21 protein-coding genes are annotated in these 25,372 nt (G+C 51.6%); 5 read left to right on the plus strand and 16 right to left on the minus strand.

What is annotated here, in order from left to right:
* Window positions 1–857: 857 nt before the first annotated feature.
* Window positions 858–1,547 (plus strand): sulfotransferase, encoded by a 690-nt coding sequence (locus LPW13_RS12360; RefSeq protein WP_230435797.1) that lies wholly within the window; start codon window positions 858–860, stop codon window positions 1,545–1,547.
* Between the two features lie 41 nt (window positions 1,548–1,588).
* Window positions 1,589–2,722, plus strand: coding sequence for a glycosyltransferase family 4 protein (locus LPW13_RS12365; RefSeq protein ID WP_230435799.1), 1,134 nt, complete (start codon window positions 1,589–1,591; stop codon window positions 2,720–2,722).
* 134 nt (window positions 2,723–2,856) lie between these two features.
* Here the strand turns inward: LPW13_RS12365 and LPW13_RS12370 are convergent, their stop codons facing one another.
* Window positions 2,857–3,546: a sulfotransferase family 2 domain-containing protein gene (locus LPW13_RS12370; RefSeq protein ID WP_230435801.1), complete on the minus strand. Its 690-nt coding sequence runs from the start codon at window positions 3,544–3,546 to the stop codon at window positions 2,857–2,859.
* Between the two features lie 190 nt (window positions 3,547–3,736).
* On the opposite strand from LPW13_RS12370, the gene LPW13_RS12375 reads away from it, so the two are divergent.
* Together LPW13_RS12375 and LPW13_RS12380 are read left to right on the plus strand one after the other, a co-directional pair.
* Window positions 3,737–4,462, plus strand: coding sequence for a sulfotransferase family protein (locus LPW13_RS12375; RefSeq protein WP_230435803.1), 726 nt, complete (start codon window positions 3,737–3,739; stop codon window positions 4,460–4,462).
* Between the two features lie 35 nt (window positions 4,463–4,497).
* Window positions 4,498–5,244 (plus strand): sulfotransferase, encoded by a 747-nt coding sequence (locus tag LPW13_RS12380; protein ID WP_230435804.1) that lies wholly within the window; start codon window positions 4,498–4,500, stop codon window positions 5,242–5,244.
* Window positions 5,245–6,023: 779 nt separating this feature from the next.
* On the opposite strand, the gene LPW13_RS12385 is transcribed toward LPW13_RS12380, so the two are convergent.
* Entirely contained in the window at window positions 6,024–6,401 is a 378-nt protein-coding gene (locus LPW13_RS12385; protein WP_230435805.1) for a nuclear transport factor 2 family protein, read from the minus strand.
* A 266-nt stretch (window positions 6,402–6,667) separates the two neighbouring features.
* On the opposite strand from LPW13_RS12385, the gene LPW13_RS12390 reads away from it, so the two are divergent.
* Entirely contained in the window at window positions 6,668–8,371 is a 1,704-nt protein-coding gene (locus tag LPW13_RS12390) for a protein adenylyltransferase SelO (protein ID WP_230435806.1), read from the plus strand.
* Window positions 8,372–8,616: 245 nt separating this feature from the next.
* On the opposite strand, the gene LPW13_RS12395 is transcribed toward LPW13_RS12390, so the two are convergent.
* From LPW13_RS12395 to LPW13_RS12460, 14 genes are all read right to left on the minus strand, one after another.
* A complete protein-coding gene (locus LPW13_RS12395; protein WP_230435807.1) occupies window positions 8,617–8,799 on the minus strand; it encodes a hypothetical protein in 183 nt (60 codons plus the stop codon).
* Between the two features lie 370 nt (window positions 8,800–9,169).
* Window positions 9,170–10,912 carry an ATP-binding protein gene (locus LPW13_RS12400; RefSeq protein ID WP_230435808.1) on the minus strand — a complete coding sequence of 581 codons (1,743 nt, stop codon included), beginning with the start codon at window positions 10,910–10,912 and terminating at the stop codon, window positions 9,170–9,172.
* 1 nt (window position 10,913) lies between these two features.
* Window positions 10,914–12,176 carry an SIR2 family protein gene (locus LPW13_RS12405; RefSeq protein ID WP_230435809.1) on the minus strand — a complete coding sequence of 421 codons (1,263 nt, stop codon included), beginning with the start codon at window positions 12,174–12,176 and terminating at the stop codon, window positions 10,914–10,916.
* A 117-nt stretch (window positions 12,177–12,293) separates the two neighbouring features.
* On the minus strand, window positions 12,294–13,586 hold the full coding sequence (locus tag LPW13_RS12410) for a hypothetical protein (protein ID WP_230435811.1): 1,293 nt from the start codon (window positions 13,584–13,586) through the stop codon (window positions 12,294–12,296).
* Between the two features lie 230 nt (window positions 13,587–13,816).
* A protein-coding gene (locus tag LPW13_RS12415; protein ID WP_407941944.1) for an IS3 family transposase occupies window positions 13,817–15,363 on the minus strand; the annotation gives its coding sequence in 2 pieces (ribosomal slippage) (window positions 13,817–14,892 and window positions 14,892–15,363; 1,548 coding nt in all).
* 77 nt (window positions 15,364–15,440) lie between these two features.
* Window positions 15,441–15,698: a hypothetical protein gene (locus LPW13_RS12420; RefSeq protein WP_230435815.1), complete on the minus strand. Its 258-nt coding sequence runs from the start codon at window positions 15,696–15,698 to the stop codon at window positions 15,441–15,443.
* Between the two features lie 319 nt (window positions 15,699–16,017).
* Entirely contained in the window at window positions 16,018–18,624 is a 2,607-nt protein-coding gene (locus LPW13_RS12425) for a TonB-dependent receptor plug domain-containing protein (protein WP_230435816.1), read from the minus strand.
* A 309-nt stretch (window positions 18,625–18,933) separates the two neighbouring features.
* Complete coding sequence (locus LPW13_RS12430; protein WP_230435818.1) at window positions 18,934–19,407, minus strand: DUF3291 domain-containing protein; 474 nt, start codon at window positions 19,405–19,407, stop codon at window positions 18,934–18,936.
* Window positions 19,408–19,575: 168 nt separating this feature from the next.
* Window positions 19,576–20,190, minus strand: coding sequence for a TrmH family RNA methyltransferase (locus LPW13_RS12435; protein ID WP_230435820.1), 615 nt, complete (start codon window positions 20,188–20,190; stop codon window positions 19,576–19,578).
* A 508-nt stretch (window positions 20,191–20,698) separates the two neighbouring features.
* Complete coding sequence (locus LPW13_RS12440; protein ID WP_230435821.1) at window positions 20,699–20,998, minus strand: hypothetical protein; 300 nt, start codon at window positions 20,996–20,998, stop codon at window positions 20,699–20,701.
* Window positions 20,999–21,283: 285 nt separating this feature from the next.
* On the minus strand, window positions 21,284–21,775 hold the full coding sequence (locus LPW13_RS12445; RefSeq protein ID WP_230435823.1) for a hypothetical protein: 492 nt from the start codon (window positions 21,773–21,775) through the stop codon (window positions 21,284–21,286).
* A 283-nt stretch (window positions 21,776–22,058) separates the two neighbouring features.
* Window positions 22,059–22,685 carry a porin family protein gene (locus LPW13_RS12450; protein ID WP_230435825.1) on the minus strand — a complete coding sequence of 209 codons (627 nt, stop codon included), beginning with the start codon at window positions 22,683–22,685 and terminating at the stop codon, window positions 22,059–22,061.
* Window positions 22,686–22,904: 219 nt separating this feature from the next.
* Complete coding sequence (locus LPW13_RS12455; RefSeq protein WP_230435826.1) at window positions 22,905–23,114, minus strand: hypothetical protein; 210 nt, start codon at window positions 23,112–23,114, stop codon at window positions 22,905–22,907.
* Between the two features lie 299 nt (window positions 23,115–23,413).
* Window positions 23,414–25,363 (minus strand): aconitate hydratase, encoded by a 1,950-nt coding sequence (locus LPW13_RS12460; protein WP_230435828.1) that lies wholly within the window; start codon window positions 25,361–25,363, stop codon window positions 23,414–23,416.
* Window positions 25,364–25,372 lie beyond the last annotated feature (9 nt).

Genomic DNA, 25,372 nt, shown 5'->3' on the forward strand with positions numbered 1-25,372 from the left:
TATTTTCAATGCATTTCCGTATCTTGTATTGAGCTTACGTGGCGACATGATTCTGCTACGCACCAGCATTGCAGCACATTAGGAGTTTGCGATTGAATGTCAACAAAGGACACTTGTAAATCGCGCCAGAATTTTTTAATTGCTTACCGCTAAGCAACTTTCAAATCAGGACACCGCAATGGTTGGACATTCAGGATTTATCTTGGCTTCGATTATCGTGCCGGGTACAGGGACTAGTACGTTCGTACTTCGTTGATTCGTATCGTTTTCACCCATCGGTGCAAATCGCTTTCGCTGGAGAAAGCTGAAGTATTAATTACTGATTTATTACGATTGCACTACTAATGCAGGGCAGAAAACAATGCAGGGCAGAAAATCACTTTGATGACCGCCCCTTATTCTCCACTAGACCATATTGGCCCATAAAAATTGAGCGAAATACCTCAGGTAGAGACATTGATTGCTCTGCCCTTTCCTATTGAAGTGCTTTGGCCCGGAGCCATGTACTCAACAGCCAACAGCTCCTCGAACTATCTCGACCTGATATTTCTTTTAAGCCGGCCTTTAGTGTTTTTCTCACGTTGGGCTTCAGCTGAGAAGCTGCAACACCAGAGGGTGTTTTTTAATGACTCTGAATTCACATAGTAACCGCAACGCTAGAGCGCAGGCAGTGAATCGAGAAGGCATCCTATTGGGTCATAGCTCCGGTTCCCATACCGGGACCATGCCTGGCCCTCGATTTCGCCACTGAATCAATGGACGATAATTGTGCGTAATGCGCAGTTGTCCACCTATTCACGTAGGCGATATACTCGCCCGTGATCGGAGCGAATCGATGTATTTATCAGGATTTCAGCATGCACCCAAGGAATCAGCACCCTGGCGACCTTCCCAGAGTCATTCAAATCGGCTTCCACAAATGCGGTACTCGCAGCCTGGAGTCGCTTTTTCGGCACGCCGGGCATCCCGTGCTGAAATACAAGTTCAGAAGGCCCCTGCGCCGCAGCCGCAACGCCGCATACCTGATGCGCGAGAACCTTAACGCCGGGCGCAAGATTTTTGCCGGGCTGGAAAACTACACCCTCTATGCCGACCTGATCTACCAAACCGAGAGTGACAGTTTTGAGCCCATACGCCACTTTCGGGAGATGATGCGCGACTATCCGGACAGCATCCTGCTGCTCAATCTGCGCGACCGGGAGGACTGGATCCGCTCGCGGCTGAAACATGGTCACGGTGAGTTCGTGCAACGGGTCATGCGCCAGCGGGGGATCGACTCTAAGGATGAGATCGCTGAAATCTGGCGCGGCGAATGGGACACGCATCTGACTGAAGTGCGCGCTTTTATGGCCGACAGGCCGGAACAGTTGGTTGAGTTCAATATCGACACCGATCCCGTGACCGCGCTGGTGGAGCGTTTCAGTGACTACGGCCTGGATGCAGAGGCCTGGACGGATATCGGCCGCACCCGCGGCATCCGTCGCCATCCACTGGTGGCTGCCCTCAAACGGCGCTGGGCACACATGCGATGGCGGTCACCGGACTGATGCTCCAGTCCGCACACATCTCTCCGGCAAAGACGGCGCCTATGAAAATCTCACTGGTCATGATCTCGACTGGCCTCGGCGGGGTACAACAGTCCCTGGTGCCCTATGCGCTGGCCATGAAGGAACGAGGCCACCAACTCCAGATTCTGGTTTCCCAGCGGGCCCAGTCAATGATTGCCTTGCTCGGCGAACGGGGATTGGGCGATCAGGTGGAGGTGCTCGAAGGCATCTGGAAGCTACACCGCTACCTCCCGCACGCCGGTTTGCGGAAGCGCATTCTGGATTTTGCGCCGGATCTGGTGCTGGGCTTTGCGCAGATGGGTTTTATCGAAGCACATCGCGCCCTGCGCGGCAGCGGCATCCCCGTACTCACCCGCGTAGGCACCATGAAGAGCAAGCGCATGGGGCGTTTCCGCAACGCGGACGGCTGGCTGGCAACGACCACGGAAATGAAGGCCGCGCTGAAGGCGCAGGGTTTCGATGAGGAACGCATCTTTATCGTGCCCAACTTCCTGGCTGAAAACAGCCCTGAGCCAGAGGACAACAGCCCTGAGCCAAAGGAAAGTAGCCCTGAGCCGGGCGAAAAAGGCCCTGAGCCCAGCGAGCAAGATCTGCGGCATCCACCGCGGATTGGCTCCCTGGGGCGCTTTGTCCCGCGCAAGGGGTTTGGCGTCCTGATCGACGCGGTGGACCTGTTGCGCGAGCGCGGTGTCGAGCTCGAGAGCACAATCGCCGGCGATGGCAAGGATCTCGACACCATGAAAGCCCGTGTCGAAGAGCGCGGGCTGTCGCGGATTGTTCACCTGCCGGGTTGGCTTGGACACAGTGATAAAGCGGATTTCCTGCAGGGCCTGGATCTGTTCGTCTGTTCTTCGCTCGACGAACCCTTCGGCTTTGTCTACCTGGACGCCATGCGTTTTGGCCTGCCCGTGGTGACCACGCCCACGGTGGGAGCGCGTTTTATTTTCTCCGACACTGATACCGCGTGCTGGACACCATTCGAGGATCCGACCGCGCTGGCGGACGCGATTCAGCAGCTACTGTCGGATGATGACCGCCGCGCCGCTCTCGGGCGCCAGTCCCGCCACCTTTACACCACCGCTTTCAGCCTGGAAGCGGGCGCGCGCAATCTGGATTTGGCGCTGGGGCAAGTGCACGCACTGGGGAAACGCTGACAGAGGGATTGCCCGGAGATGGCCTCTCCTGTGGAGGCCCTAACGGTCCATGCGGAAAATTCTGCAAACGATCACGTCGCCGCCCTGGAGCCTGGGGCTGTGTGCTTTAGTTAACGAATTTCCCACATGGACCACTAGAACGAATAGTCAAAAAGTCCGATTTCCTTTCTGAAAATCCGGTCAATCTCATCTCTTTGCGCTTCCGTTAGTATTTCCCGGTAGTGGCGTTTGTCCTTTCTTGTGTCGCCCTTCGCCTTGGGCAGGGGCAGAGGCTCGGGGATTCCCAGGTGAAGACGGACTTCTTCAAGCTCCTGACTGAGCTGCTCAAAACGACATACCCGATCTACAGCAATTCCATCATTGATGAGGTAGATGCTGCTGTTGTCATGCTTCTTGCGCAAGTAGTCGCTGGCGATGAAGGCGTCGAGGTCCTGTTGTGATTTGCTCCTTCTGTTGCGCCAGAAGTAGCTGGAGATTGCGCGATCCCAGGGATTCCTTACCACGCTGAACTTGTAGTAGCTGTTCCATATTTCGTCGCCTACAAGCGCCTTCACCTGCGCTGCCGGCTGATGCTTGGTAAAGCGCTTCTTGCGCTTCCCGTAGATTAGCTTGAGAAAGTCTATCGGCCCATATTCGGATAGCTGTGCGTGATAGTTCTGGGGCGTGCGGTAACCGAGCGAGCGCCTGAGATCTTCATCTTCCTTTCTCATCGGGGTGATGACGTCGTTGGGGCCGCAGAACCTGGAGAGGGCTATCTCGATGCTCGTTCCGGCTGTTTTCCTGGTCTTGATGAAGATGAACTTGTACTTGTGAGAAATGATCATGGTTTAGCGGTACCGCTTGAAAGGTGTCTTCCAGATACTGGGGCAGATGCCGGGGCGGTCGTACATGAGCCGGATCATAGCTAGAATACCGGCGCATCCCTCCAAGCTGCAACTCAGGGCGGTGACGCAGTTGCCGCCCGTGAGTATACTGCGCCCTTTTCATGCCCCGGCAACCTGAGGAACCGAAGCAATGAGAGCGAGTATCTGGCTCGGCGCCGCCCTGCGCTACGGCGGCCTGGGGCGGCACCCCCTACTGCGCGATACGGCGAACCCCGCGGTACGCCGGATGATTGTGAGCCACATTGCCTGGTCCCGGCCGCACAACTTCTGCTATTTCCGCATTCCCAAAGCAGCCAACTCCACCGTGATGCGCACACTGGCACACCACTGCGGCTACGATATCCACAATGATCCCGGTGGCAACGCGGCCAAAGACCGCTTCAAAGCCCTGCCGACCCCCGGGTCACTCGCGGGGGCATGTACATTTACCGTTGTACGCAACCCCTATAGCCGCATTGTTTCCGCCTGGCGCAGCAAGACAGCGGTTCCCCGGATGGTGAAGAAATACCGCCTGCACCCGGTGGGCAAACCGCAACGCGTGTATACACTGCTCGAGTTCCTGCAGCGCCTGGATGACGACCTGCTTATGGCCAACGCCCACTGGGTGCCGCAGCACGAACTGATCCCGCTGCCGATCGAATCCCTGAGCCATGTCGGCAGAGTCGAGACACTGGAGACCGACCTGAGCCGTATCGTGGACGATATTTTCGGCTGCCCGCTCGAGCTGCATACGCGGCAATCGGATCGCCAGCGAGCGGACGACTATGTACGCAGCCAGCTCGCGCCGGCCGAGCGTCAGCTGATCCAGCGGCTATACGCCCGCGACTTCGAACTCTTTTACCCGGACGCCGGCTGATCCGGCCCGACCAAACTTCATATCGGGGTACGCAGATGATGCCGAAGACCTTCTGTATCGGCCTGAGCAGAACGGGCACCACCACTTTCAATGCCGTAATGGCCGAACTGGGCTTTCTGAGCCGCCAGGGGCCGGGGAGTCTGGGGCTCAAGCTATATGAGCTTGGTCGCTTCGACGACATCTGTGCCATCATCGACAACTATGACAGTCTTTGCGATTTCCCCTACCCGCTACTGTACGAGCGCCTGGCCGAGCGTTACCCCGACAGCCGTTTTGTGCTTACGACCCGCCGCTCCGAGGATCAATGGCTAGAGAGCCTGCGCAAGCTCAACCTGCGCAATGGCCCGACCGAGGCGTTCCGGATCGCCTATGGGTGCTACGACGTCCATGGGAATGAAGACCGCCTGCGCGATTTCTACCTCCAGCACAACGAGGCTGCACGGGAATTCTTCCGCGGTTCCGAGCGCTTTACCGAAGTGTGCTGGGAGCAGGGCGACGGCCTGAACAGGATTGGCGAACTGTTGGGTATCGATATATCCGGGGCCAGTGTGCCGGTGGCTAACGCCTCGGCCGACAAAAACTCGCGCAAGATCCTTGAGCGGCATTGCCGCAAGGGCCGCCTGGGCGCAGCCGCGCGCTATGCCCGCAGCGTAGAGGATACAGATGAGCTGCTGGCGATTATCAACCGGCGGCTGGACCGGGAACTGGGCCAGTTTCTCGCAGTAACCAAGCCCAAGGCCGCTTTGCGGCGCCTCAAATTGCGCGGCAAGCAGGGACGGTAATCTGGGGACCCGGCAGGCGCGTCTGAGCGGCGCTGGGCTTTCGGCTAGCCCGACAGTTTATTGAGCACGTTGGCTGTGTTGTGTACCCAGCAACGCTACAGGGTAGCCACGAGTTGTGTGGGGGTTTTAACCACGGCCGGGTTGTAGGTTATTACAACCTCTTCACCCTCTTCTACCGAAAGCGTACCAAGGGGATTTTGCGGCGCATTCTGTATTGTTAAAGTAGGAGCGACTCGCGTGTTAATGTCATCGTCTTGCGCCTGCAATCTACAGGGCCAATCCTCCATACCCGCATACTTTTTAACGGTCAAAAAGGTTTCACTTGCGGCCTGTTCCGGGCTTTCAACTTTTGAGGGAAAGTACTCTCTCTCGTCGGAAGTACCAGCCTTGCATGGTGATAAAAGTCATCGCCACCGAAATTTTTCAGCAGCCATTTATAAGTGGCGACCTGAAATTCAGTATCTTCTTCAGACAGAACAGGCTTACTTTTAAATATTCCAAACATGCTCACCCTTTTTGCTAAAACGCCTCACTCAATGGCGGCTTCTTATTCCGTTGCGGTCATGCTAGCCAAACCAGCAGTGCCTGCTCTCTTTTTTGGCGGTCTCACATAAGACGCGGATACTCCAGGTTCCGCTGTATCTGTACCGAGCCGCTTTGGTTCTTCACGCTCGCCAATCGATTAATTTACAAACAGATAGAGTTTGGGAGTTTTGATCACCGCGTCTCCGGTTGCTGTTTCCTTTACCCACTATTCTCAATAAGACTCTAGCCGCCAATCAGCCTTCAAGCTCAAATGGCACCACCGCTGTTCCCTGGTGATACACCATCTTCCAGGATTCACCTTCCAGCCGCCAGATCGAAGTTCGTCGAGAATATACAGGTGTGCCTGAGCCAGGCTTCTCGATACAGGCCTTGTACATGACTTGAACGATCCCTTCTGAAAGAGCCCGAAATTCCCAGTCCTGAGTTGTTGCGGACCAGTCACGCTCACGGGGCAGATGCTCGAGGATCTCGGCGAGACCGGAACAGGCGCCACTGGCACCAATTTCTTTAAAATTCTCGGACAGCAGCTCATTGAGCTTTGCCGGTGACCGCCTGACTTCGAACGTCAAAAGTGTCTTTTCCAGATTTATTATTTTTTCTCTGAGCTCCATTGGCATTCACACTTTATCAGGTACATTTATTGGAATGGAACCATCTAGCCGACCACTATAACACTCCTACAGGATCTATTGGGCAGCCCCGTACCCTGAGTGTTAGACTTTGGGTAACTCTCCCACCAACAATAGTTTGATGAAGAAAGTCGACGCTGCTCTTGAGGGCATGAAGTAGGCTCGCTTGTAGCGAGTTTTTCCCATAAGCCGTTTTGACTGAAACAACCGCTTAGCCATAGCACGCATAACCATAGGTTTTGACAACAATGACTCAGCCATCCACATCGCCAGACAAAACCAAGGTGACCACCTTCGATGAATTTGTCCAGCAGGTAGATTACTCGTTGATGGATAGCTTAAATGCCGACCCAGATGCCACAATGGATGGCGATGATCACCGCGCGCGCCAAGTATTCTCCGGACACTTCGTGCCGGTAACACCCACACCGATTGGACAGCCAGAATATGTCGCCCATAGTCGCAGTTTCTTTCATGAGCTTGGGCTCAGCGACGAACTTGCCCAGGACCCAAATTTTATCCAGCTATTCTCTGGAGATATCTCTGCAGCCCGTGCCCCCATGCGTAACTTCGGCTGGGCAACCGGTTATGCGCTGTCAATTTACGGTACTGAATATATCCAGCAATGTCCATTTGGTACCGGCAACGGGTATGGTGATGGGCGGGCCATCTCCGTGTTCGAAGGCGTATTTAACGGGCAGCGCTGGGAGATGCAGTTAAAAGGGGGTGGCCCAACCCCGTATTGCCGCGGAGCCGACGGGCGCGCGGTATTGCGCTCAAGCGTCCGTGAATTTCTCGCACAGGAATATATGCACGCTTTGGGTGTGCCGACCTCCCGCTCGCTAACCCTGTATGTGTCTAAAACGGACACCGTATCCCGCCCCTGGTATTCCGATCATTCCAACGCATTTGATCCCGACATTATCACCGAGAATCCGGTGGCAATATCAACACGCGTAGCCCCTTCGTTCCTGCGTGTTGGACAAATTGAATTATTTGCCCGCCGTGCTCGCAATAATGCGCATGACAATGCACTTGAAGAGCTGCGCATGATCGTTACGCATTTAATTGCCAGGGAATACCAAGACGAAATCGACCCCAGCCTCAATTTTGCAGATCAAGTGATTGAATTAGCGCGACTATTTCGCCAGCGCCTTACCGCCTTGGTCGCCAACTGGCTCCGTGTAGGTTATTGCCAGGGTAACTTTAACAGTGACAACTGCGCCGCTGGAGGTTTTACGCTGGATTATGGTCCATTTGGTTTTTGTGAAGTTTTCGATCCCGAGTTCCAACCCTGGACCGGCGGCGGCCAGCATTTTTCATTCTTCAACCAGCCAACCGCCGCAGAGGCGAACTTTCATATGTTCTGGACGGCCATCCGCCCACTGCTCGCGAACGACAATGAAGCGCTAGAACGGCTGGATCAAATACGCCGTGATTTCCAGGAAGTAATGCAAGACCAGCTGCATCACATGTGGGCAGCTAAGCTCGGTCTCGCCGAGTTCAACCTGGAGCTGTTTAAGGAACTGGTGACACTTATGAATCGCTCAGAGGTAGATTACACCATGTTCTTTCGTGAGCTATCCCATATACCTGAGGACATTACCGCATTGAAAAAGAGCTTCTATGCCAAAACATCCTCTGAGCTCGACGAAAAATGGCAGTCCTGGTTAAGCAGCTGGCGCGATCTAGTGTCGGCCGGTCATGACTTATCGACGGCAGCCGAAAAAATGAAACGTGTCAACCCGAAGTATGCGTGGCGTGAATGGCTGATCGTGCCAGCCTATCAACAGGCCGCGCAAGGTGATTACAGCCCGATCAAGGAGCTGCAGGAAGTCCTGAGCCACCCGTATGATGAGCAATCAAAAGAAATCGAAGAGAAATACTACCGCTTAAGACCCAAAGAGTATTTCAATGCGGGGGGTGTATCACACTACAGCTGTTCATCTTGAGCGCTGTATTGCTGATGCCGAGTTTTGAACACCCTCTGCGTTGCTGCCACAGCAGGCATCCGTTAAAGCGGCGGAAGATCACTATTTCGATGGCCCATACTCACGGATGACTTCAATCTTACCCACTATATTATTGTTAAGCTCATCCAGATCTTCGGCCGGAATCCACCACTCAGTATGGGCGGCTGCGCCGAGACACCTGATGGGGTAACGGTCCATAAACTCTTTATTGACATAAAATCTGGTTACATACCCTTTGCCAAAGTCGGTAATGTTCCATTGGTGAGCGCTATCGCGTATTCTTCATTGGTTACCGGGTAGAAGATTGGCTGCTCTGGCAGTCTTGGGGGCCACGCTTTGTAGCTGGACTCTTTTACCAGATCCAGTTCTTTCTGGCCTACTGGCCGGTAGCAAACGACTGCTTTCATGGTGTCTACTTTTTTGTGTGTAACTCTGGCATCTAGAGGATGCGGCCGATACAAAACACTATTATGTCAAGACTTGACCCCTTATGTTCACGGAAGTACCAGCCTTGCATGGTGATAAAAGTCATCGCCACCGAAATTTTTCAGCAGTCATTTATAAGTGGCGACCTGAAATTCAATATATTCTTCAGACAGAACAGGCTTACTTTTAAATATTCCAAACATGCGCACCCTTTTTTGCCAACAACCCCTGACGCTATCGCAGCTAACGATACACTTCCCGGATAACCTGGAAAAACACATCGGCCTATGAGGCTATTTGGCTGACACAGAATCTTGAACACCCTCCTTTCCTTTTTTATACGCTTTCTGCTCAATTCAATCTCCCCCAAATATCTTGAAAACTTGGGCCATCTGATTTCGGAGGATATATTGGCTTATCAACTTGTATTGTCATTGGTATTGGAAAGTCAACGCCAACTAATGCTACTTCACCCTGTTTTAAATTTGGCAAGAAGGATGCTGCTGAACGGTCTATTTCTCCACACGCTCTCTCAACAACTTCTCTATCTCTATCATTTGTTAACCTATGAACCAATAAAGTACCCATTTGACTAAGTACCCCCTCCGTTATATCCCGAGGCCTTTGAGTGCTTAGACATATATTCAAACCGTACTTTCGGCCTTCCTTCGCTATCATTTCAAAAGCGTCAAGTTTTGTAGAGTGATCTTCTGCACCCACTCTTTTTCCGAGAAAGTTATGCGCCTCATCAACTATAGTTAATATAGGTTTTCTTATGAACAGCTCATTCCGTGCAAGCGTTAGCAGTTTTCTCCCTATTACATTGGCTAACATTTCTCTTGCATAAAACTGATAACTAACATCGCTTAAGCACAGTCTTAATACTTTTTTATTCCCTTTTAAAAAAGCATCTAGTATCTCCCCTAAACTCTCAGCATTGGGTTCTGGATTGAATACAGACTTAAGCGACTCCGAGTGAGTAACTGCCAAAACCCTGGTAAACAGTGAAGAACAGAAGGCAACACTTCCATCTTCTCCGCCCCACTTCTTTCCTGTTTTATTATAATCCTCTGGATAGCAACACTCTTGATGAATTTGCTTGTTTAGCATTCCAATATCAAATGGTTGCGCTGGATTATCAACCAGCTTGGCATTGTTATTTCTATTCAAAGCCCTCCGATAATCCTCTTTAGATTGATCAATCTTCTTTATATAGCCATCTGGAAATATATCAGGGTTGAGCTTAACTAAACGTAAGCTCTTAATTGCTTCCCTTAGTTTTGGCCCCTGTACTTTTCCTGCTGGGTCAAACATAGCAATAAAGTCGGATTCAACAAAATCAGTAGAAGGGATGCAAAACTCTGTAGATTCTTTATGTACATGAAGAGGGGAGCTGATATGGAAGTGGGCTGTGTATGTGCTATTCAGCGTACGATATTCACTAGTTGCATCAATAACAATAATTTTAGAGTTGTTATGTTTTGCACATTCTTCAATTATTTTTGCTGTAGTCCAGCTCTTTCCACCACCAGTAGATCCTAGAATAGCGCAATGGCGTCCAAAGAGTTTTTCCGGGGTTACACGTATTTTGTTTCCAGTTTCTCCGGTAACCTCACCAATTTCCAGTGTTACCTTAGTGCTTCCTGAATCTGTTACACCGCTAATCATAAGCTCAGGCAAGGCAGATATTAGTTCAGTCGGAGCAGAAAATACCCGATCCCCAAGTCTAGGGTAAGAAATGATACCTGCTTGAATTTTTAACTGTTCAATATTAATTGAACCTAATAACTGTACGAATCCAATAGCATCAAGCTTGGTAGAGCCTTCAAAATCTTGCGACAATTCTGTTCGATCTCTATCAGGTAGTCTCACTTCTGTTAAGCGGCCCAGCAAAATCGATTGTTGCCCCTCAATTAAAAGAAGTTCACCCACTTCTCCACGCCCGTATCTACTTCCATCAACATAACTACCGCTCACATCACCTGAATGAGCTAGATTTATTTTAATGCCTTGTGCTGATACTGACGAAACAACACCGACTTTAAGTCGATTGCTTAGAATTCCGTTCTCTGTAAATAGTAAATTTAAGTCCATTTTATCTTCCAGCCGCCTTAACAGCTTTTGCTAACTGATCAGCAGGAGTAAGGGCTCTTAAGTGAGGAATAATTGATACAAATTCTGAAAAGCTACCATTAATAAAATGTATGTCATAACCTTGAGAGGCTAATTCAGATAGCTCTTCCCAGTAAGGACTGGTTTCCTTAGTCGAATTCTTGATATTAGAGGCTGCTTTATAATCAGCAATAATTAATTTAAGACTCGGGTTTGATTTTATTGACGATATTATAGGCTCAGAAAGGTGATCATCATTAAAACCAAATCCAGCCATAATTAAACACGAATTAGGCTGTCTTAATGATTCTAAAAATCTTGATAGGAGTTCAAGGTGGGGCTGTATGAAAGCTTGCTGGTACTTTCCTTTCGCAGGGTAAATTAATACCGCATTTTCTGGCGCCGGTGAATTCGTTTCAAATACACTACTTTCTCTTCTTTCCCAGCTAACAGAGCCATGTAGTTTGTACAGCTGTACTACTCCTTCCACAAACTCATGGTTATCACTTTCCCTTCTCACGACATCGTAGTTAAAATATTTTCCATCAAATTTTCGATTACGAGTATAAGAAAAACCGTCAACTATCATCATCCCAAGATCTGACGCGGCAGTTTCAAAACACATATCATAGTTTGTAGTGAATACTTTTAGTCGTGGATCGCGCACTCTTCTTCTTGCTAACTTTTGCAAAAGACTTTGATAGCAAGATATATCACTTTGCTCTGTGTTTATAAATGATGAACATTCATGTAATATCGTGTTTTTTACTTTATTTAGGAAACTATCAACTTCTTCATCTTCATTAAATAAAAGATAGGCATCACATTGTGATAAGAAATATTCAATATTGGGGTGTTCTAATTCTGTATATTTTACTTTGTCTAATGTTGATGACGCTTCCGTTGTGAGCACACCAAAGCCTTCATCTGATTTTTCAGCATTGGGATATTTAAGCATCGACTTTTTCCAAAGATCCCACATGCTAGGACCATTGACCTCAGCAAGAGAGGTTCCACTACCCGCAAAGAAAGATAGATTAGGCAATTGCAGTGATTTTAATAAAACATCGTTTATATGCTGCTTATTTTTCTCGAGTTCACCTTTTTCCTCTTCATTTAAAGCCCTTGCTTCTGGCTCTTGAAGAAGGGCTTTAAATGACTCCTCGCATAGTGAATCCCACTTATCACTTCGTGGCTTTAGATAAGCAAGCATTCCCTCAATATTTGGCACTTCCTGATTGTTCATAATATATCCATAATAATTTAACGGATTTAGTTAGTTTCATTGAGTGTATAGCACCGAGCTCTGCGGCAAATTTGAAGCGCAGCGTAAAATTTGTACGGGAGCAGCTCCTTGTTAGGTTTATTGGCGCAATAGAGCAAGAAACTCTGCTTCTCGCTGCTCATCACATAAAGCCTCTATGAATTGGCGCTCTTGGAAAGTATTAGAGATTTTTTCTAGCACTATATTTCCCAGAATTCGCAGCCTTCTCATTTTGGCGGGCGCCTCAATACGACGTTTTAGAAGCTCATTAGCTTTTACGCCTTCGACAAAGTAACTAGCTGCGTGGTCATCAAATGACTTAAACATATCGGGTATGTACATGGCCGCGCCATCGGCAAAAAAGTCAGTTCTATTCCATCTAGCGCTCGAACCCATTCTTCCCACGTATGTTCTAGTTAAGGAAAGAACATATTCTGGCAGCAAATCGTCGGGTATCAAGCTCGCATACGGAACCAAATCTTTGACAGCATCGTTTTCTCTTGGAAAGTCATCAAATGCAGCCGTTAGCTCTTTAACCAAGGGATCAATTTGATAGCGACGAGCTACTACAGATAGATAACTCTGATTCTTAACAAGTTCAATGAAGCTGAATGCTGTTTCAGTTATATCCGCCTTGCCCTTTTGAATCTCTTGATCCACTCTGCGTGCGACTTGTATTTTTATTGGCTTGGGTAGCACACGCCAAAGAATTGGAGCAACGAATTCTATGTTTGAACGTAATATGCTGGTGGACTGCGGGTGTATATAAGAAGTATAGAGCCTATTCGCCAACTCATTCTTATAGATCTCTGGCAAATCACCTAATGCACTTTCAATTGCAACGACATTGCGGTCATAATTCTGCTCAGCTAACGTTGCAACATAGTCATTGACGTCGATTATCTGAGCCGGATATTCCGCATTAAGTACATACTTAATACAATCATCCATCATCGCCAAAACTTTAATAATTGAGGGATCGCTACTTTTTGGATGACCTGAAAATATATGCCTTGTTTCTTTGGCGTGCTTCAGAACTTTACTGGCCTCCCAGCCAATAACGCCAATTTTATACGCACCGTCTATCAGCTGATCATCGTTGACGTAGTTTTGGAAGTCCTCGTATGTTTCAACATTTCTGCCTATTTCTACAGATTGGTTGAATAGCTTAACACTCCTGAACATGATCTTGTTTCTAAGGTCATCCACTACGGCGTTCCAAAAAGAGCCTATAGAGCTTCTATAGCCACCAACTTGCAAGACCTTGATGGCTTCGATGATATAAGGGTCGTCGCGAAGCTCTTCACGAACAGACATGAGGCAACGCTGCATAATAGGAACAATTTCAGCTTGCCCCTCGGGAATGACTATCGCAATTTCGTTGTTGCTCATAAATATTCCTTGAGAATTAATCGCTCACAGGCGAGAAAATCTAACGCCCACAGCAGGGGCGGCTTACCTTAAGCGCGTTTTGCACGAAACTGGGAGCGAAGCGACCGCGCAAAACGTGCTTAAGGTAAGCCGTCCCGCGGAGGCCCGAAGGGCCGGAGCTTTACTGCCTGTGACTGTTAAGTGGGGGGGGGGGGGTCGGTGTTTGTCAAAGAAGATGTCGCGATCAGCGGTTAAGCGGCTTGTTTTTCTTGTGGTGGGTTAAGCCAGACGCCTCTAATAGGATTCCAGTTCCTGGTGTGGCGTGGCCACCGTCTCGGGTTCTTCCGTTTCGCCTCTTCGTACACGGTTTTACGGCGCTTTAGTAGTTCAATCTCTTCGCCACTATGACGCTGGCTCGGCGTCACAAAGCGGATCGCGCTGTGGCGATGTGCATTGTTGTACCACTGCACGAAGCTATGAACCCATTGCCTTGCTGCGGAGATACTCTCAAACGGTTTGCTCGGATAGCTCGGTCCGTATTTCAAGGTTCTGAACAAGCTCTCCGAGTACGGGTTGTCATTGCTCACTGAGGGCCGACTGAACGATGCCACCACCCCGAGCTTTTGCAATGTGGCCAGCATGGTGGCGCCCTTCATCGGCCCACCATTGTCTGAGTGCAGAACCAATCCATTCTTGACGGCGCCCTCCGCAAGCTGCGCTTTGCGAATCAGGGTGCTGGCATGTTCTGACGACTCTTCAGTATGCACTTCCCAGCCCACTATTTTGCGGCTGAAGACATCGAGTATCAGATACAGCCGGTAGAAGGCTCCTCTTACACTGGACGCTAGGAAGGTAATATCCCAGCTCCACACCTGGTTCGGGCGATCTGCCAGGTACGCATTCGGTTTCGCGACGTTACGTGGCGCCTCCGCCTTACCTCGGCGGTGCAGCTGATTCGCTTCGTGCAATACGCGGTAGAAGCTGGATTCAGAGCCGATATAGATTCCTTGATCGGCCAGCATCGGGACAATCTGTGATGGCGGAAGGCTGCGGTATTCCGGCTGGTTGCAGACTGCCAGTATCTTTTGTCGCTCTTCGATAGTGAGCTTGTTACCCGGGGTACGTGCCTGAGCCGCGCGCTTGCGCTGATCGACCAAGCTTCGCTCCTGCAATGCTTTCTCCCAGCGTTGCAGGGTACGCACAGTGAGGTTCAATACCGCGCACGCTTTGTACCGGGCAGCGCCTGCCGTCACCGCTTCTTCGATAAGCTCTATCGCCACCTGACGGTCTTCCGAGGCGATCATTCGTCCTCGCTTTCCCCCCAGATGGCTTGGGCCTTTTTTTGCAGCACCAGTAACGCAGCCGCCTCCGCCAGCGCCTTCTCTTTGCGCTTGAGCTCTTTCTCTAGCTTGCGGCTTTTCTTGCGCTCTTTCTGCAGGTCGCGCCGCTCCTCCATGGACATCTGGTCGCGACTACCGGCCCCACTAATCGCAGCTTCACGCCAGCGCTGTATCTGCTCGGCGTAGAGCCCTTTCTTGCGGCAATACTCCGCCAGCTCGGCTTCATTCAGCGCTGCGGTCTCAAGGACTACGGCGAATTTACTCTCCCCGCTCCAATTTTCGGGGTTCTTTGGATCAGCTGGCACGGCTACACCCTGTTCACGAAATTGATTTCGCCAATTGTACAGGGTTGGCTCTGAAACGCCGGTTTCCCGGCTAACCTCCGCTATCGACTTCGCGTTCGGCGGCATCATCATCTGAACAGTGCGTTCTTTAAAGCCATCGTTATATCGTGGCATCCTTCACTCTGTTACCACCCCCTGATACATTGCTGGTTAGAAAGTGAGCGCGACATCTATCCTGACACAGGGGGGGGTTAGCACCCGCCGTCTCCTCCACCGCCGCAGTCACCGCCACCACCATGACCATGACCACCGACATCCCCACCAAAATATGTAGCGCCATTAGAACGTTGGTTCACACCGAATTTTACAATGAACCAAAGAACGCTCGATATGAGAAACCCGGTAAAAACAATTGGTGCTAAGACTGAATTGAGTGGACTATTTGAAGAAAGCTCAATGAATTGCCAAGAGCCAAGAAGCCCCGCCAGATTAAATAAAAATGATTTCATCGGTACTCCTTTACTCACTTAACGGTTTGTTCATGGGCGTGTGCATATATAGGAACCACCAAAATGTCTATACCTGCCCACAAAGTATCCATATATGTACCCGGACCCGTGATGTGTCTATATCTGGACACAGACCACCATCTAGCCACAAAATGATACACACGTCACGTTTTCAACCCCATAAATCCATTACACACAATTACAGCGGCTAATTAATCACCAGCCTTAGCCCTATAGGGCCACTCACTAAACAATGTCAGCTCCAAAAAAAAGGCCACCGCAAAGGGTGGCCTCTTTAATCGTTGGGGTTAATTACTAATCAAAAATCCGCACTGGCCCGCAAATACCAAAACCCACCATTAAACCCAAACGGCGACGTCAGCGCCTGGCGTACGCCAAGGAATTGCAGGGTGCCATTGCCCTCATCATCGGCCTTCACATCAAAAATATTCTCGCCGCCCAGGGCAACGGTATAGTTTTCTGCGATGGTGAAGCGGGCTTCGATGTCGGTGAGGATCTCGCCGCTGTAGCGGGTGGCGTTGGAGGTGTCGTTGCCGTCGGCTTCCAGCTGGCCGCCGGTGGATTGCCAATCGCCGTAGCGGTTGAAGCGCAGGTAGCCCTGCAGCATGCCGCCGCTGTCGTAGTCGAACGTGAGAGTGCTGCGCTGGTTGGGCACCTGGTTTTCGAAGTCGAACACGCGGGTGGCGTTGACGGTGTTGGGGGCTATGTCGGTGACTTCCTGTTCGTTGAAGTTATGCCGCAGGTCCACCACCAGCAAACCGCCGGCGAGGTCGAAATCGCTGGTGACCGCCAGATCAATACCGCGCACGGTGGAGTCGAAGGCATTGGTGAAGTAGTTGACGTTGCTGTTCAGCAGCAGGTTGGCATCGGCCACGCCAGCGCTGGTGAGCAGGTCGACTTCATCCGCGCCGATGGTGTTGTTGCGCAGTGCGAGTCGGTCTTCGATATCAATGTTGTAGTAGTCGATGGTGACGCTGGTGTTCGCCAGCGGGTTGATCACCGCACCCAGGGTGAAGCTGGTGGACTCTTCCGGGTCCAGGGCCTGTGCGCCCAGCACCTGGGCCACCGGGTGGTCTACCGGGTAGGTGCCGCTGGGGGTCAGGCTGCCGTCGGGGTTGGCGGTGGTGGTGACGTTGAGGGTGTTTACCTGCCCGGGTGTGGGTGCGCGGAAGCCGGTGTTGGCGGTGGCGCGCAGGGCAAAGGCTTCGGAGAAGTCGTAGCGGGCGGAGAGCTTCCAGTTGGCGGTGGAGCCGAACAGGTCGTAATCCTCAAAGCGCAGCGCGGCGCCGACGGTGAACTGGTCGCTGAGGTCGGCTTCCAGGTCCACGTAGGCGGCCATGCTCTCGCTGCTGTAGCTGCCTTCGGCTTCTGTGGGGAAGCCCTGGAAGCCATCGGAACCCACACCGAATACCGCCGCGGTGGGCCCTACTGCGATGGAGGCTTCATCACCGGCGCCGATCTTGTAGGTTTCATCCCGCCACTCGGCACCGAAGGCGAGGTTCAGTGGTGTGGCCAGTGCGGCGACTTCGATCGGTTTTACGAAGTCGGCGTTCACGCTGGTCTCTTGCTGGGTGAGGGTGCCGGGGTTGAAGCTGGTGGGAGAAAGCAGGCCCAGGCTCGGGTTGATGGAGTCTTTCAGTACATAGGTGACTTCGTTCTCGGCGGTGCGGGCGCGCAGGTCCCAGGTCATGCCGGAGGCCAGTTCACCGCGGGCGCCCACCACCGCGGAGATATCCACAATGTCGGCACCGAACTGCGGGTTGTAGCCGCCGGGGAACTGGGTGTAAATCGGGTTGCGCAGTACGTAGCCGCTGGGGCTGTTGCTGTCGGCCACCAGGTAGTCGGCGGGGTCCAGGTTCTGGCCGAGGATGCTGTTGACCAGATCCATCGGCGCGTTGTCTGGCATAAAGTCGCCGTCCGCGTCTGCCTGCAGGGTGGCGCGGGCTTCGAATTCATGTTCGGGGTCGAGTACCGGACCGCGGTAGAAGAAGTCGGAGATGGTGGAGTTATCGGAGTAGCCGAAGTTGCCGTAGAGCTCGACGCTTTCGTTAAGGTCATAGCCGGTGTTGATGAACAGCTTGGTGGTCTCCACATCCGGATCGCCCCAGCGCTGGCCCAGGCCGTCCAGCGGTACCTGATCGACACCGACTACGGAGCCGACAAACTCCGCATCCGGGCGCGCGGCGCCGCGCCAGGTTTTATCCGCGGTGGAGTGCTCTACCGTGGCATTTACAAAGCCGTTGTCACCCAGGCCGAAACCGGCGTTGGCCGCGAGGCTGGTGCGGGTGCCATCGCCTTCAAAGTATTCCCCGGTCTGCGCGCTCAGGCTTACACCCTCGGCGTCGTCTTTCAGGATCACGTTCACTACGCCGGCGATGGCATCGGAGCCGTATTGGGCGGATGCGCCATCGCGCAATACTTCAACGCGGGCAATGGCGGCAGAGGGAATCGCGGAAAAATCTACCGCCTGGGCGCCCTGGTTGTTGGTGCCGAGCGGTGCCAGCTGCAGGTTGACCAGCGCGGAGCGGTGGCGGCGGGTGCCGTTAACCAGCACCAGGGTCTGATCCGGCGACAGGTTGCGCAGGGTGACCGGGCGGATAAAGGCGGTGCCGTCGGCAATGGGGAAGCGCTGGGTATTGAACGAGGGGGCGATTTTGGAGAGGGAGTCGGTGAGATCGAAACTGCCCTGCTCGGACAAGTTGGCGCTGCCGAGCACATCTACCGGCGACAGGGTTTCGGTGGGCAGTACCCCGGCTTTGCGGGTTCCGGTGGCGATGACCTCTTCAATTACCTCGTAATCGTAGTTGGTGCTCTCGTCATCGGACTGCGCCATTACCTGGCCCGCGGGGATCAGCATTGCGGCGGCTACTGCGAAAGAAAGCGCATTTTTATTGAAATTATTCATAAGTCCCGTCCTATTATTATTTAATCAACTGGGATAGATATTTCTATTTGTTGGTGCCATTTGGTTATGACCTTTGACGCATCAAATTTCTACAGCAACGTCAAAAGCCGATCCAGATTAGGGCAACACCAGGGGCACATCAATCGGTGGCAAAGCGGAATATGACAAACGCTAGATATGTCACAAAGGCGGCGGAACTGAAAGGTCCCGGATTCAAAGACGAAGCGCCACGGCGGGTCGTGGCGCGTTTTCATTCACCCTTGGATCAGGGTGGTGGGGGCTTGGAATAGATCGCGGTGTAGAAGCGCTTTACGCCTCGGTTGAGCTGCTCTTCTCCTGCTCCGGAGCGGGAAATGCCTTCTTGAAGGTGAAGGCCTCACTCGTGGGCCCGGATGCGCGCAGCAAGGCCAGCTTGTCGGCAGCCTCTTCAACCGAGGGAACATGCCCTGCGGGCACCCACCACAGCACCATGTGCGATTCGGCCATATTGTGGAACCACTCTTTCTTGCGGCGCAGAACCTCAATATGCGCGGAGTGATACACGTAATCGTGCAAAGACTCGAACGATTGCCACACCGACATATTCGCGATCTGATCCGCGCCGAAGAAATCGATACTCGTTGCATCCCCCTCTTCGGTTTGCAGCCGCCAGACAAAGCCGGGAGATTCGTCTGCCAATGCGTTGATCCGGTCCAGGTTGTCGACAAAGTCTTTCAGCTGGGGGGAGTCGATGGGGGCTATCAGTTTGGCGATATTAAGCTGGGCTAGATGAAATTTACTCATGGCGCTCTCCTTGAATGCGGCGAGTCGATTCTATCGCCCTTTTGCGTGATTACAATCTGATTGAATAGCCGGGGCTGATTTTTAAGCACCGCGTGAGAGTAGCTACTATTATTTCCAGTGCGCATTTCCATTGCACCAATCTTCCTGGCCCCCGGAGAACTTGCTACCTTACTGGCTGCTCTCTGTGGATTTTTGGGGCCCTCGACCTGCACGCTTGTACTTTTCCTGGAACGCCCGCCTCTGTTTGGTAATTTCATATAGCACAATCCCGGTAGTGGTCCCGAGGTTCAGGCTTTCTATCATTCCAAACATAGGGATTGATACGCAAAAATCGCTTGAGGCTACCACCTCATCGCTGATTCCCCGCGATTCATTCCCAAACCAGACGGCCAATTTCGGCATCGTATAGTCTGCCTCATGCAGAATCTCGTTTATTTTTCCTTTCACATGCGGGGAGGTGACAACGGATCTAAACCGGTTTTTCTCCAGGTGTTTCAAGCAGTCTTCGCTACTATCGAATCGTTTTACAAAGCTCCACTTGATAGCAGAAACCGAGGTCTTGGATAGGGACTTTTTCTCTCTCATCTCCTCCCAATCATCTGGTAACGCCTTCCGGCTATCGACGATATAGGTCTTCTCTACGCCCAGGGCATTCACATTCCGTATCACAGTGCCGATATTCTTGATATCCATCGGGTTCTCAAGCACTGCTATAAGGTTCTTGCAGCGATACGGCTTTATCTCGTTTGCCCTTTGTCTAACCCTGTTCTTTTCCTTATCCATTTTCGCCTCATTTTTTATGACCAAGAAATCCTGATGTTAGCAGCTGTACTTTCACACCACTGATCTCAGTTAACGCTCAGGGCTTCGGCCGTGGTGACGACACGGCAATATTCCCCATCAAGGTTTGATAGACACAGCCAAAAAACATCTTCTGCGAGATAATATTTAAGCCTTCATGCCGTCGTATCTTGGGGAAAAAAACCAAGAACCCCAAGTCGGCTGCGACTCTAATTGTTGCATCAATCGAATTCTTTATAAGTACGCCACAAACTACGATCTCAGTAGCGACAAGGCTTCTAATTTTCGATTCAGGATCGGTTCCGATTAATGCACAGTTTTCGCTTTTGTAACGATATTCTCGCCGGAGATAGGCTTAACCCTACTCTTAAATGCGAATTCGATCGATGACTCATGGTAAGGCGAAATTGATTGATTTACATGACAGAGAAAATTTATCCATTTACTATCGATTCACCCGAACATGCCTGCCATTCCAGCGCAGAATACGCTAATGGCTATTGCCTTTACTCACATGACGACCAATACCATATACATTCATTACACCGTGATTACGCGTAAACACAACCACGATATTCTGACTACTGGTCTGATGACGCGCAGGAATTCCCAGGCCCCAGATATCCTCCAAACCCTGATCGCGACAAGGACTACCAAAGGTACCTGTAATGGCATTTAATTCTTCAATAGACAAGTTCAGATTAGCAATCAGGCCCACTAAAAACAGACCGTCACGCCCGTTGACAGGCGAGGATGGCGCGTTTTGAAGCGTCGTGGTTAATGCTCCCACGGTATTACATCGGGAACAAAACCAACCTTCGGGAGTACTTGAGCCATGATTGAAATTTTCTATTCTTCCACAAGCAATACAATTTGAAATACACCAATCCTTTAGTGAAGTTAGACCTGATTTGCGAGAGCCTATCGACTCTCAACGGTCTGCATTATGCCACTAGCCTCAGGTGGCAACCACATAGTTGACCACTACATGTCAAATTCCGCCAGCAATGTAAGCTGTCCGGCTGAGAACCGATGTCTTGCGGGGGGAAATGAACCCTTATCTTTATGGGCCTGACTAATTTTTAAGGACCTGAACTTGGCCGTAATGAACCTTTTTCGCATTGGTTGGCTTTCCATCTACTACTTCAAATTGCAAAAATGCTTCGCATTCCTTGCAATTACCGCCAGACCAATACGACACAATTAGCGTGCTCCCTTTGCACACCGCAGATGTAGGCAAGTATGTTCTATCTAATGGATACAATGATTTTAAGCTCTTGATCTCGCTAGGACTTAGCACTCTAGTTCCACCTGGAAAGATAAAAGCCGATTTTTCCACGATAGCAGAAGAACCATAAAAACCTTCAATTTTGTATTCTTCTGGAATTTCCATTTCATACTTATAGGGAAACTGCTCACTTTTCAGTCGAACTTTATATGAGCCACAATCTACGATTTCTTCAACGGTATCAGATTCGATGATTTTTCCGTCAAGATTAAAGCTAGCCGCGTTCACTTGAACTGAAACAACAAAGGCAGCTCCCAGAAAAAATTTTATCAATTTCAAGCATTTCTCCTTAATAACATCCCCCGATAAGCGCTAGGGACGAAACGTCGACGTAGAGAATCCGGCCCGAAGGGCCAGAGATCCACTGCCTGCGAGTGTTATGCACTTTCTCGGTTAGCGGCATGTATATGCCTGAGACCTATATTTCTAAAAATATGGCCTGGCAGAAAAGACAAGAGAGAGGGGCCAACAAGCCGCAAGGTGGATGAGATCCGCCAAAGAAGCTGCTGCTGGCGCCACTTTCCCCTACAGAATACGCTGGAAGGATGACTACAGGAAGGGCTTATCTTTTCCAGTTCAAACTAAACTGTACTGAGTTATCCAGGCCCTTATCACCGGCATAATTGAATAGGGCCAGGGTGCCATCGAAGCGTTTACTGAACTGCATCTTCGCGAACGGTTTGAGGTACGTTTCGCTTCCAAGCCCGACACCTTCGGTGAAACAATCGGAGCAGTTGGCAATTTCGCGTTCGGCCTCCAGTTGCCGAAAACCAATATTCAGGCCGAGAACAAAATTGCCACTTCGGCTTACCGGGTACTGTATACCGGCGTCAATATTGGCTGTAACGGCACTGATGGAAGAGTCCTTGCTGAAGGTATCACCATCTTCATCTTCTACGTACTGTTCAAACTTATCTTTATCATCGATCAGGATTACGCCAAGGCCAACATTGAAGTTGAATAACCCTTTTTCACCGCTGTACCCCGCCCCCAGGCCGTAGCCGCTGTCGGATATGCCCTCGTAACGCGCCACTTGTGAGTCAAAGTTGAAGAGCTCGCCATGGAAGCTCCAGCTTCCTTGGTAAACACTGTTTACTGGCCCAATGGTGTTCATCTCCTGCGCAGCGGTTGTGGATGAAATGAGTGTGGCCAGTGCGGCCACAAGCAGGTTCCGGTTACGGATCAACATACTACCCCTTGTAAATCTAATTTTTCTTTTTGCACATTTTTCATGCAAGTCATGCAGGCAAAACTAAAGTGCCGCACCCGGGTTGCGGGCGCGGCACATTAGAAATTCTGGCGCGTAATTATACAAGGGCGAATGACAGAACTGGCCATTCATTGAGCTTTCAGGGCGCACTTCATTGATCAGATCAGCGAATTTGTTGAGCGTTACAGGTTCGCGCAGTTAAAAGTCGTTTTTTACCCGATAACCAGAAATCCAGTATCCGAGCAAAGACCCTATCACCCCGGGAACACACATCACGCCTATCAGCAACAAACGATCTTCGCGGAAGTCTACGCCGAACTGGGTGACGGCAACCAATGCTGCTCCACACATGGCCAGCATGATAACGACAATAAAAACCCAGGTGATCACATCTGCGGTCAGGTCCACGCCACAGAACTTACAGTTGTACTTTACTGAGTTGATACCATTCAGCCATCCCCAGAAAGATATTGGCTTCTCTTCACAATTTGGGCAGTTTCTCACTCCCACACTCCCTATAACCGGTGGTTTTAAATGATGCGGGCAGTTTACCGAAAGAGTCGGCGCTTTTGTATTTCAGGGTAGGAAGATACTCTCACTTGGCAACTTGCAGCATGATCCTCTTTTCCTGATGCCGACCCCAAAAAACCCCGCGCTCAGGCGGGGGGGTTGCAGGGTTTCAAAGTGAATGTCGGCTCTGCGCAGTATTAATCGCTCAAGTGATGTTTGCGCACTTCATTAATCAGCCCGCCGGCAATCACTGTGGCCACTTCCTCTTCACTCATATTGTGTGTGAGCTCCAGTGTCTTACCGTCAGCAGTCTGCACCGATACGGTTTTGTCACTGGCCAGCTGGTTGGGGAGGTCGCTGAACGAGAGCATATCTTGCTGGTTGAGCTTCGACAGATCTTCCGGTTGTTTGAACAACAGCGGGACGATGCCGAAGTTGATCAGGTTGCGGCGGTGGATGCGCGCCATGGAGACGGCGATCACTGCGCGTACACCGAGATAGCGCGGGGCGATGGCGGCGTGCTCGCGGCTGGAGCCCTGACCGTAGTTCTCGCCACCTATGACGAAGCAATCGCCATTGTGCGCCATGGCGCGATCGTAAAAACTTTCATCAATGCGGGAGAAGGTGTAATGACTGATGGCCGGGATGTTGGAGCGCAGTGGCAGGATTTCCGTACCCGCGGGCAGGATTTCATCGGTGGAGACATTGTCTCCGGTTTTGAGCAGAATTGGGCCGCTGAGGATTTCCGGGAGTGGTCCGAAGTCCGGTAACGGTTGGATATTGGGGCCCTTCTCCAACTGGATTTCTACCGGAACCTCTTTTTCAGGATCACGGGGCGCCAGTAGTAGCGGGCGCATATCCTGCAGCTGTTCCGGTTCAGTGAACGACGGATAGTCCATGTCCATGTCACGCGGGTCCGTGATTTTGCCAAACAGTGCGCTGGCTGTGGCGGTTTCCGGGCTGCACAGATAAACCTGGTCTTCCTTGGTGCCGGAGCGTCCGGGAAAGTTGCGCGGCACGGTGCGCAGGCTGATGCGCCCACTGGCCGGTGCCTGCCCCATGCCGATACAGCCGTTGCAGCCGGTCTGATGCAGACGCGCGCCGGCCTGCAGCATCAGGTTCAGGTCGCCATTGCGGCTGATTTCTTCCAGCAACTGGCGGCTGGAGGGGTTGATATCCAGGGAGACTTCTTCGGGTACGGTGCGGCCCTCCAGCATTTTTGCGGGAATCACAAAGTCCCGCAGGCCGGGGTTGGCGGAGGAGCCGATATAACTCTGGTAGATCGGTTTACCCGCCACTTCGCGCACGGTGACTACGTTGCCGGGGCTGGAGGGGCAGGCGATCAGTGGTTCCAGCTCGGACAATTCGATATGTTCTTCACCGTCGTAGCTGGCGCCATCATCGGCGGCCATTTCGGTGAAGTCTTCTTCCCGCCCCTGCTGCTTCAAGAAAGCGCGCAGGTTTTCATCGGCGGGGAAGACGCTGGCGGTGGCGCCCATCTCCTGGCCCATATTGGCGATGACGTGACGATCCATGGCGGTGAGATTGTCGAGACCCGGGCCGTAATATTCAAAAATCTTGTTCACGCCGCCTTTTACATCGTAACGGCGCAGCATTTCCAAAATCACATCTTTGGCGCTGACCCAGGGCGGCAGTTTGCCGGTGACTTTGACCCCGATCACTTCCGGCATGGTGAGGGAAAATGGCGTACCGGCCATGGCGAGTGCGACCTGTAAACCGCCGGCGCCCATGGCGAGCATCCCCATGGAACCGCCGGCGCAGGTGTGGCTGTCGGAGCCGAGCAGGGTTTTGCCGGGCTTGCCGAAACAGGACATATGCACTGCATGGCTGATGCCGTTGCCCGGCCGCGAGTACCACAGGCCCCACTTGCGGCTGGCGCTGCGTAGAAACAGGTGGTCATCAGCATTCTTGAAGTCCGCCTGGATCAGGTTGTGATCGACATATTGTGCGGACACTTCCGTTTTGACCGCGGGCAGCCCCAGAGCCTCGAACTCCAGCATTACCATGGTGCCGGTGGCGTCCTGGCACAGGGTCTGGTCGATTTTCAGCTGTACCGCTTCGCCGGGTGTCATTTTGCCGCTGACCAGGTGCTGCTCGATCAGTTTATGGGCGAGATTCTTGGCCATCACACTTAC

This window comes from Microbulbifer celer (genome assembly GCF_020991125.1).
Taxonomy (GTDB): domain Bacteria; phylum Pseudomonadota; class Gammaproteobacteria; order Pseudomonadales; family Cellvibrionaceae; genus Microbulbifer; species Microbulbifer celer.